The 10,122-nt window shown below is 66.9% G+C and carries 7 protein-coding genes; 5 read left to right on the top strand and 2 right to left on the bottom strand.

The window, feature by feature from the left end; all coding sequences use genetic code 11:
- Window positions 1-31: 31 nt before the first annotated feature.
- Both pepN and ACNPM8_RS16940 read right to left on the bottom strand, forming a co-directional pair.
- Entirely contained in the window at window positions 32-2,677 is a 2,646-nt protein-coding gene (gene pepN, locus ACNPM8_RS16945; protein WP_448940264.1) for an aminopeptidase N, read from the bottom strand.
- A gap of 44 nt (window positions 2,678-2,721) precedes the next feature.
- Window positions 2,722-3,480, bottom strand: coding sequence for a FadR/GntR family transcriptional regulator (locus ACNPM8_RS16940; protein WP_448940263.1), 759 nt, complete (start codon window positions 3,478-3,480; stop codon window positions 2,722-2,724).
- 103 nt (window positions 3,481-3,583) lie between these two features.
- Between ACNPM8_RS16940 and ACNPM8_RS16935 the strand changes: the two genes are divergently transcribed.
- The 5 genes from ACNPM8_RS16935 to ACNPM8_RS16915 all read left to right on the top strand — a co-directional run bounded on the left by ACNPM8_RS16935 (window position 3,584) and on the right by ACNPM8_RS16915 (window position 10,065).
- A complete protein-coding gene (locus ACNPM8_RS16935) occupies window positions 3,584-5,194 on the top strand; it encodes an ABC transporter substrate-binding protein (protein ID WP_133833396.1) in 1,611 nt (536 codons plus the stop codon).
- A 108-nt stretch (window positions 5,195-5,302) separates the two neighbouring features.
- The gene (locus ACNPM8_RS16930; protein ID WP_332488901.1) at window positions 5,303-6,259 is read left to right on the top strand and encodes an ABC transporter permease; all 957 of its coding nucleotides are present in this window, start codon (window positions 5,303-5,305) and stop codon (window positions 6,257-6,259) included.
- A 2-nt stretch (window positions 6,260-6,261) separates the two neighbouring features.
- Window positions 6,262-8,283 (top strand): dipeptide/oligopeptide/nickel ABC transporter permease/ATP-binding protein, encoded by a 2,022-nt coding sequence (locus ACNPM8_RS16925; RefSeq protein WP_448940262.1) that lies wholly within the window; start codon window positions 6,262-6,264, stop codon window positions 8,281-8,283.
- On the top strand, window positions 8,280-9,074 hold the full coding sequence (locus tag ACNPM8_RS16920; RefSeq protein WP_448940261.1) for an ABC transporter ATP-binding protein: 795 nt from the start codon (window positions 8,280-8,282) through the stop codon (window positions 9,072-9,074). Before ACNPM8_RS16925 ends, ACNPM8_RS16920 begins: the two co-directional genes overlap by 4 nt.
- Before the next feature lie 43 nt (window positions 9,075-9,117).
- Complete coding sequence (locus ACNPM8_RS16915; RefSeq protein WP_448940260.1) at window positions 9,118-10,065, top strand: dihydrodipicolinate synthase family protein; 948 nt, start codon at window positions 9,118-9,120, stop codon at window positions 10,063-10,065.
- Window positions 10,066-10,122 lie beyond the last annotated feature (57 nt).

Genomic DNA, 10,122 nt, shown 5'->3' with positions numbered 1-10,122 from the left:
GAGCCGGGGGCCGGCTTCGGAGGGCCAGCGCCTAGCGGCTGGTGCGGCTGTAGGCCTGGGCCTTCAGCGAGCGTTCCAGTTCTGCGCGTTCCTCAAGCAGGATGCGCTTGAGGGCGGCCGGTGCGCTCTCATGGCGTTCCAGCCAGCTGGTCGCGGTAGCCAGTGCATGGTTCTGCTCGATGGCGCCCTGGAGATCCTGGTGCCCTGGATACAGCCCCTCGATCACGCGCGTGGCGAATTCCATGCCCATGGTCTCGAAGACCGGCAGGATCGCGGCCCAGTAGCGTTCCTCGAACGGTGCCAGCAGGGCGGAGGAACCCATGGTGAAGCCAAGTGCGGTGGCCGAGAGGGCATCGTTGGACAGCTCTCCGTGTTCATCGCGCGCCATCAGCACGGTGTCGAAAGCGGTGTCCTTGGCCTGCGGGTCCGGGCGCGCCGCCAGCGCGGTGCGAACCGAATTCTGCGCCACGCTGGTGGGATTGGCCTTGGCCGCTTCGTGCATGGACGCCTCGGCGGCCTCGTCGAGCCGGCCGGAAGCGGCCAGCGCGATGTAGGAACCCCACAGCAGCTGCTCATCGACGGTGACCTGGTAGGCATTGGGCTGCTCGCCCAGGAAGGCGTCGAGCACCTCCGGAGCCACGCCGGCACGGGCCAGGCGAACCAGGGTGCGCGCGGTGGTGGTCTGCTGGTCTCCGCCGGCCTCGAACCGGGTGAGCCACCCGGTGAGGGTTGCGGCGGCCTTCTGGCGCAGCTCCGCGCGCAGCTCGGGGGCAACGTACTTGGAAATCGAGGTGGCCAACTGGTCAGTAAGCACCCCGAAGACGCCCGCGTCGGTGACGGCGTGCGCGTGATCGAGGATCGCCTGCACGTAGCTTTGCGCATCCAAGGTGGCCGAACGCACCGCATCCCACAGCGACGCCCAGCAGGTGGCGCGGGGCAGCGAGTCGCCCAGGCCCGAGAGGTGGCCGAGCAAGGTGGCACGCGAAACCGGGTCGAATTCGATCAGCGCATAGGTCTCATCGCCGTCGTTGGGCAGCAGCAGATCCGGGATCCGGCGTCCGACTAGGAAGTCCAGGGCCGCCGATTCGCCGGAGAGCTCCACGTCCACCGAGTCGGTGCGCACCAGCTGGCTCCCGTCCAGCTGGTAGGCGCCGACCGAAAGCACATGCGGGCGGGCGATCTTCTGCCCGGTGACCGGATCGGTGCCCGACTGGATCAGCGATGCCGCGGTGATGGTGCCGCCGGCATCGGTGGTGTACTCGACGTGCAGCTTCGGCACGCCGCTGGTCTTCAGCCAGGCATCCGCCCACTGGCCCATATCGCGGCCGCTGGCCGCTTCGAGCGCTTCGAGGAAGTCATCCAGCGAGGTATTGCCGTAGGCGTGCTTGCGGAAGTAGGCGCGGGCGGCGTCGCGGAAGGCCTCGGCGCCGACAAAGGCGGCCAGCTGCTTGAGCACGCTGGCGCCCTTGGCATAGGTGATGCCATCGAAATTCTGGTCCGCGGCCAGCAGGTCCGGGATGTCGGCCACGATGGGGTGGGTGGTGGGCATCTGGTCGGCCACGTAGGCCCAGGCCTTGCGGCGCGCCGCGAAGGTGGTCCACGCGGTGGTGAAATCGCTGGCTTCGTCGTTGGCCAGGGTGCCGATGTAGTCGGCGAAGGATTCCTTGAGCCACAGGTCATCCCACCACTTCATGGTGACCAGGTCGCCGAACCACATGTGCGCCATTTCGTGCATCAGGGTGTTGCCGCGCTGCTCGTACTGGCCTTCGGTGGCATGCGAGGTGAAGACGTAGCGTTCGGTGAAGGTAACCAGGCCCGGGTTTTCCATGGCGCCGAGGTTGTACTCCGGCACGAACGCCGAGTCGTACTTGCCCCACGGGTAGGGGTAGTCGAACAGCTGGTGGTAGTAGTCCAGGCCCTGGCTGGTCAGCTTGATGATCTCGTCGCCGTCGAAGTGCCCGGCCAGCGAGGCGCGGCAGGTGGCGGCCATCTCGATGCTCAGCTCTTCGCCGTCATCCAGCCGCTGGAGATGCTCGCCGCGCACCACGTGGTACGGTCCGGCCAGCACCGCGGTGATGTAGCTGGAGATCGGGGGAGTCGGGGCGCAGGCCACGGTCTTGGTGCCGTCATCGTGCAGTACCTCATCGACGATCGGCTGGTTGCTGGCCAGATGCCAGGCTGCCGGGCCGGTGAGGGTGAAGCGGTAGCTGGTCTTCAGGTCGGGCTGCTCGAAGCAGGCGAAGACCCGGCGCGCCTCGGAAGGCTCGAACTGGGTGTAGAGGTAGGTTTGGCCATCCTGCGGATCCACGAAGCGGTGCAGGCCCTCGCCGGAGCGCGAGTAGATCGCCCGTCCGGTGATCTTCACGGTGTTCGGCACGTCGGTGCGCAGCTGATCGAGGTAGATGCGTGCATCGAGCACTGCGGATTCCAGGTCGATCGCGGTGCCGTTGACCAGTACCTCGTCCACGGATTCGTGGATGAAGTCGATGAAGGCCGCCGGATCCTTGGAGCTGAAGTTCAGCGTGGTGATCGAGCTGAAGCTGGTGGCTGTGCGATCGGTGGCATTGGAAAGATCGAGCTGGACCTCGGCGAAGTGCCATTCGATATTCCGTGCGCGCCAGGCCGCTTCGTCGCGCCTGAGGTTTTCATTGGGTGCATAGCGTTGAAGTGTGTCCACCACCCCAGCTTAGCTGTGAAAGGAATGCTTTAGGGTTCTTTTTGCTAAACTTCCCGGCTCGCCAGCAGGGCGCGAATCCCATGGAAGTGCTCGGAGATCAGCTGCCGGGCGGTTTCCACATCCTTGGCGCGCACCGCATCGAGGATATCGCGGTGGTCCTGGGCGGTCTTGGCCGGCTGGGTGATTTCCAGATCGGAGTCGATCGCATCGTAGATGGTGCGGTAGACATCCCAGAACACTCCGAGCAGGTTGGTCAGCAGCTGGTTGCCCAGCGGCTCGAAGAGGATGCGGTGGAAGGCCTTGTCCTGCTCGACGAAGGTCTCCTCGCGCGCCGCGTGCTGCTCCATCTGGCTTACGCACTGCTCCAAGGCCTCCAGGTGCTCGTCGGTGACCGCGCGGATGGCCAGGCCGATCAGGCCGGTTTCCAGTGCCTGGCGGACATCGACCAGCTCGCTGGCCTCATGGCCATGGTGGCGCAGCGACATCTGCCCGCGGAAGGCGAGGGAGTCATGCAGGGCGTTGAGGTTTTCCTCGGCCACGAACATGCCGAAACCGTGGCGGGTGTCGATGATGCCCAGGGCCTGGAGCACCTTGATCGCCTCGCGCAGGGAATTGCGCCCCACACCCAGCTCGGCCATGAGTTCCTGCTCGGTGGGCAGCGGGTCCCCGGGCAGCAATCCGCGTTCCAGGATCAGCGCGGTGATGTCATTGGTCAGCGCGCGCAGGCGGGCACGGGCATCTGATCGGCGGGCTGGCATCGTGCTCAACGGATCCTGCTTTCCTCGGCGGGCGGAGAAGTTCATGTGACGCAGTTGACCATGCGGCGTGACGTCCACTACAGTCTAGACCATAGATCGGACATCCTACGTCCTACAACACTCACTCATTTTCCTGGAGGTGGCAAGAATGGCTTTGAACGAAGTAGCCAACAAGCCCTTTGCACGACGAGATTTCCTGAAGATCACCGGCATGGTTGGCGCTGCTGCGGCATTCTCGGCCAGCCTGGCCGCCTGCTCCCCAGGAGCCAGCGGTGGCGCGGGCAGCACCGCAGCTGCCGGCACGGGCACCATCGAGGCAGGCATTTCCTACGCCCTGTCCACCGGTTTCGACCCGATGACCTCCTCCGGCGCGACCCCGTTCGCCGCCAACATGCACATCTTCGAAGGCCTGGTGGACCTGCACCCGGCCACCCGCGAACCGTACCTGGCGCTGGCCGCGGCAGAACCGAAGCAGATTGACGACACCAGCTGGGAAATCACCCTGCGCGACGGGGCCACCTTCCACAACGGGGAAGCGGTCACCATCCAGGACGTCGTCTACTCCTTCGAGCGGGTGCTGGACACCGGCAACGCCTCGTTGTTCGCCCAGTTCATCCCCTTCATCAAGTCGGTGAAGGCCAAGGACGAGAAGACCGTGGCGTTCACGCTGAACTACGCCTTCCCGCTGTTCCCGACCCGCATCTCGGTGGTCAAGATCGTGCCGAAGGCCGTGGCTTCCAAGGACCAGGCCGCCTTCGACGCCGCACCGATCGGCACCGGCCCGTACAAGCTGGTCTCGGCCACCAAGGACGACAAGATCGTCTTCGAGAAGTTCGAGGACTACAACGGCAAGTACCCGGCGACCGCCAGCGGCATGACCTGGTTCCTGCTCTCCGACGCGGCCGCCCGCGTGACCGCCATGGAATCGGGCCGCGTGCAGGCCATCGAGGACGTGCCGTACCTGGATATGGACCGCCTGGCTTCGAAGGCCACGGTGAAGAGCGCCGATTCCTTCGGCCTGCTGTTCCTGATGTTCAACTGCGCCAAGAAGCCATTCGACAACGCGCTGGTCCGCCAGGCATTGCACTACGGCCTGGACACCGAGTCGATCATCAGCACCGCGCTGCTGGGCAACGCCAAGGCTGCCAGCTCCTATGTGCAAGAAAGCCACCCGCAGTACATCAAGGCGGATACGGTCTACGGCTACGACGCGGCGAAGGCCGCGGCGCTGCTGGCCGAAGCCGGCGTGGACAAGCTGGAATTCGAGCTGCTGACCACCGACACCTCGTGGGTCAAGGACATCGCCCCGCTGATCCTCGAATCCTGGAACAAGATCCCGGGCGTGAAGGTCACCATGAAGAACCTGCAGTCCGGCGCGCTGTACACCGACAACGTGGACAGCGGCACCTTCTCGGTGGTGGCCGCCCCGGGCGACCCATCGGTCTTCGGCAACGACCTGGACCTGCTGATGAGCTGGTTCTACCGAGGCGATGTCTGGCCGAAGAACCGCTTCCGCTGGAACGATGCACCCGAATACAAGGAGCTGCAGAAGCAGCTGGACGCGGCCATCCAGACCGATGATTCGAACAAGGCCATGGCGGCGTGGGGCAAGGCGATCAACATCGTCGCCGACCAGGCCCCGCTCTACCCGGTGCTGCACCGCCAGCTGCCATCGGCCTGGGACGAAAACGCGCTGGAAGGCTTCGCACCGCTGCCAACCACCGGCATCTCCTTTGTCGGCGTGAACCGCAAGGCCTAGCTGGCCCCGGCCCCGCGCAGCAGGCCGGGAGGCACGGCACCCCCGCCGTGCCGCCCGGCCCGCCCAGCGCAATGACCTGCACACTTCGATACTCGACGGAGCTACTCCATGGGGAATTTCCTCAACCTGCTCTTACGCCGCCTGGCCGCGCTGCCGGTGATGGTCCTTGGCATCTCCGCCATGGTCTTCATCATCATGAAGCTGGCCCCGGGCGATGAAGCCACCTCCGCGCTGGGCGAGGGCGCCTCCGAGGCCGCCAAAGAGGCCTACCGCGAGGAACGCGGCCTGAACGACGCGCTGGTGGTCCAGTACATCAGCTTCATCGGCCGGCTCATCCGCCTGGACTTCGGCCTGACCACCCCGCCGGCCCAATCGGTCTCCCAGATGATCGCCGGCGCGTTCCCGCTGACCTTGCAGCTGACCTTCCTGGGCGTGGTCATCGCCGTGGTCATCTCGCTGGCCTTCGGCCTGCTCGGTGCGCTGTACCGCGATGGCTGGCCGGACCAGCTGGTCCGCATCTTCTCCATCGCGGCGATCGCCACCCCGTCCTTCTGGCTGGGCATCCTGCTCATCCAGTGGTTCGCCCTGGGTTCCAGCCCGCTGTTCCCCTCCGGGGGAGCGGCCCCCGAAGGATCGGGCCCGGGCACCTGGCTGCTGCATATGGCGCTGCCGGCCCTGGCCCTGGCCATCCCGGTCTCCGCCTCGCTCACCCGCGTGGTGCGCACCTCGATGGTCGAGGAACTGGACCGCGACTACGTGCGCACCGCCATCGGCAACGGCGTGCCGCGCGGCGAAGTGATCTCCAAGAACGTGCTGCGCAACGCCCTGGTCACCCCGGTGACCGTGCTCGGGCTGCGCATCGGCTACCTGCTGGGCGGTGCGGTGGTCATCGAGATGATCTTCTCCCTGCCCGGCATGGGACAGCTGATCATGAACGGCATTACCAACAAGGACACCAACCTGGTCCAGGGCGTCACGCTGACCATCGCGATCACCTTCGTGCTCGTGAACATCATCGTCGACTTGCTCTACCTGCTGATCAACCCACGAATTAGGACGGTGTAGGGATGAGCATCATGGCCCCACGCAACAACCTCGTGAACCGCCTTTCCGAGTCCGGCGCCCGCTTCAAGGCGCTGCCGGCAGGCTCCAAAATCGCCTTGGCCTTCCTGCTGGCCATCGCCGCGGTGGCCCTCTTCGCCCCGCTGATCGCCCCGCACGACCCGCTGGCCACCGGAATCCCGGCGCAGAAGCCGAGCGCCGAGCACTTCTTCGGCACCGACCGGCTGGGCCGCGACATCTACTCGCGCCTGCTCTTCGGCGCCCAAGCCTCGCTGCTGGTCGGCCTGGGGTCGGTGGCGCTGGCACTGGTCATGGGCGGGCTGCTCGGTGCGTTGGCCGCCACCAGCGCCAAATGGGCCAATGAGACGATCATGCGCATCATGGACATGGTGATGGCCTTCCCGGGCATCGCCCTGGCCGCCGCGCTGCTGGCTTCGCTGGGCAACACCTTGCCGGTGATCATCTTGTCCATCGCGATCATCTACACCCCGCAGATCGCCCGGGTGGTCCGTGCCAACGTGCTGGCCCAATGGGGCGAGGACTATGTGCGCGCCGAACGCGTGATCGGCGCCGGGCGCTTCTACATCCTGGGCACCCACGTGCTGCGCAACTGCGCGGCCCCGGTGATGGTCTTCGCCACCGTGATGGTGGCCGACGCGATCATCCTCGAAGCATCCCTGTCCTTCCTCGGCGCAGGCATCCAGGATCCGGCCCCGAGCTGGGGCAACGTGATCTCCTACGGCCGCACCCTGGTGCTCAACGGCGCGTGGTGGGCGACCACCTTCGCCGGCCTGGTGATCCTGCTGACCGTGCTGGCGCTGAACATGCTGGCCGAAGGCATGACCGATGCGCTGGTGAACACCAAGGGCTCGGCCAGGAAGCAGGCGAAGAAGAACGGCGAACCTGCGCTGGCCAAGGCCAAGGCGGCCGCGGACCCGCAGGCCGCCGAGCGGCTGCGCGGGGAACTGGACCTGCTGGCAGCGGCCGAGGCCCAGCGCACCGCCCGCCTGGTGCTCGATACCTCCCAGGGCGCGCCGCGCACCATCCTGGAGGTCAAGAACCTGTCCATCCGCTTCCCGGAGCGCTACGGGGACACCCCGATCGTGCAGGATGTCTCCTTCGCGGTGCGCGAGGGCGAAACCATGGCGCTGGTGGGCGAATCCGGCTGCGGCAAGTCCATCACCTCGCTGGCCATCATGGGCCTGATGCCCGGCAGCGCCAAGCTGTCCGGCTCCATCACCTTCGAGGGCCGGGAGCTGCTGCCGGCCACCGCCGATGGCGGCACCCTGGCCGGGGACGACAAGGTCTACAAGGGCCTGCGCGGCGAGCAGATCGCGATGGTCTACCAGGACGCGCTGTCCAGCCTGAACCCCTCGATGCTCATCGGCGACCAGCTGCGCCAGCTCACCCGCCGCGGCGGACGCAAGACCCCCGAGGAATTGCTCGCCCTGGTCAAGCTGGATGCCAAGCGCACCCTGCGCTCCTACCCGCATGAGCTCTCCGGCGGCCAGCGCCAGCGCGTGCTGATCGCCATGGCCCTCTCGCGCAGCCCCAAGCTGGTGGTCTGCGACGAGCCGACCACCGCGCTGGATGTCACCGTGCAGAAGCAGGTGGTCGACCTGCTCAACGAGCTGCGCGAGCAGCTGGGCTTCGCGATGGTCTTCGTCTCCCACGACCTGGCACTGGTGGCCTCGCTGGCCCACCGGGTCACCGTGATGTACGCCGGCCAGGTGGTGGAGTCCGGTCCGATCAGCGAGGTGCTCTCTGACCCGCATCACGAATACACCCAGGGCCTGCTCGGCGCGGTGCTCTCCATCGAGTCGAAGGCGCAACGCCTGCACCAGATCCCGGGCACCGTCCCCAGCCCGTACGATTTCGCCGCCGGCGACCGCTTCGCCGAGCGTTCGCAGCGTGCCGGCGCCGCCCCGGACCAGCACCTGTCCTTCGTCCCGGTGGACGCCGGCAGCGAGCACCGCTGGGCCAGCCACCAGGGCAATGGCAGCCACCTTCAAGGAGCCAGCAAATGAGCAACGCGATCATCGAGCTGCAGGATATCCACGTGCACCACAAGATCCGCGGCGGCAAGCTGTTCTCCCCGCGCCTGATCAAGGCCGTCAACGGGGTGGACTTCGCGGTGCACCGCGGGCAGACCGTGGGCATCGTGGGCGAATCCGGTTGCGGCAAGTCCACCCTGGCCTCGGTGCTGGTGGGACTGCAGGAACCCACCAGCGGGCAGGTGCTGTTCAACGGCAAGCCGGTGGGCAAGCGCAACGCCGCAGGCCGCAAGGAGTTCGGGCGCAGCGTGGGCGTGGTCTTCCAGGACCCGGCCACCGCGCTGAATCCGCGCATGTCGATCATGGACACGCTCACCGACCCGCTGCGCGTGCATGGCATCGGCAGCGATGCTTCGCGCAAGGCCAAGGCGCTGGAACTGCTTGAGGTGGTGGGCCTGCCGGCTTCGGCGGCCTCGGCCCTGCCCAGCCAGGTCTCCGGCGGCCAGCGCCAGCGCGTGGCCATCGCCAGGGCGCTGGCCCTGGAACCTGCGGTGATCGTGGCCGATGAGCCCACCAGCGCGCTGGATGTCTCGGTGCGGGCGCAGGTGCTGAACCTGCTCACCGACCTGAAATCCGAGCTGAACCTGGGCATGGTGTTCATCTCCCACGATATCCAGACCGTGCGCTATGTGTCGGACACCATCTGCGTGATGAACTCCGGGCAAATCGTCGAGCGAGGCGATGCCGCACAGGTATTCGACGCGCCCACCAATGACTACACCCGCACCCTGTTGGGTGCTGCCCCGGCACTGCTGGAGCACTAACCAATCGCCGCACTTGCGGCACCTAGAGAAAGACCGAATCCCCGTGGCTTACACGAACAACCCGAAGTACTCCGGCGTCATCCCGCCGGTCATCACCCCGCGCACCGCCGATGGCGCCATTGACACCGCCGGCCTGGACGCCGTGGTGGAACACCTGATCGACGGGGGAGTGGCCGGCCTGTTCGTGCTCGGTTCCTCCGGCGAGGTGCCCTACCTGGCCAATGCCGACCGCGACGCGGTACTCGCCCGGATCGTGGCCGCCAACGCTGGCCGCGTGCCGGTGCTGGTCGGTGCCAGCGAGCAGACCACCGCCCGCGTCATCGACGAGGGCCAGCGCCTGATCGCCCTGGGCGCCGACGCGCTGGTGGTCACCACCCCGTTCTATGCCATCTCCAACGGCCCGGAGATCGAAGCGCACTTCACCGCCATCCACGACGCCCTGCAGGTCGACATCTTCGCCTACGACGTGCCGGTGCGCACCCACCACAAGCTGCCGCTGGATGTGGCCATCCGGCTGGCGCAGTCCGGCGCCATCGTGGGCGTGAAGGACTCCTCGGGCGACGACGTGTCCTTCCGCCAGCTGCTGCTGGCCACCAAGGACATCGAGGGCTTCTCGGTGTTCACCGGCCATGAGGTCGTCGTCGACGGGGCACTGCTGGGCGGAGCCCACGGCGTGGTCCCGGGCCTGGGCAACGTTGACCCAGCGGGCTACCGCCGCCTGTTCGACCTGGCCGTGGCCGGCGACTGGACCGGCGCCGCGGCCGAGCAGGACCGCCTGGCCCGCGTCTTCGACATCGTCTACACCCCGGATGCTTCCCGGGTGTCGCCAGGGGCTGCAGGCCTGGGCGCCTTCAAGACCGCCCTGGTGGAACTGGGCATCATCGCCAATAACGCCATGAGCGCCCCGATGGCGTCGCTGGATGCCTCCGAGGCCGCCGCGATCCGCGGGATCCTGGCCGAAACCGGCCTGCTGCCGGTGGCCGCCAAGTAGGCCCTGGCCCAGTGCAAGAACAACTAGCAGGCGCCGGCGAGGGGCTCGCCCTGGATC

It is taken from the genome of Glutamicibacter sp. AGC46 (assembly GCF_053543715.1).
The sequence above is the reverse complement of the archived record's forward strand: the minus strand, read 5'-3'. Positions and strand labels throughout refer to the sequence as shown.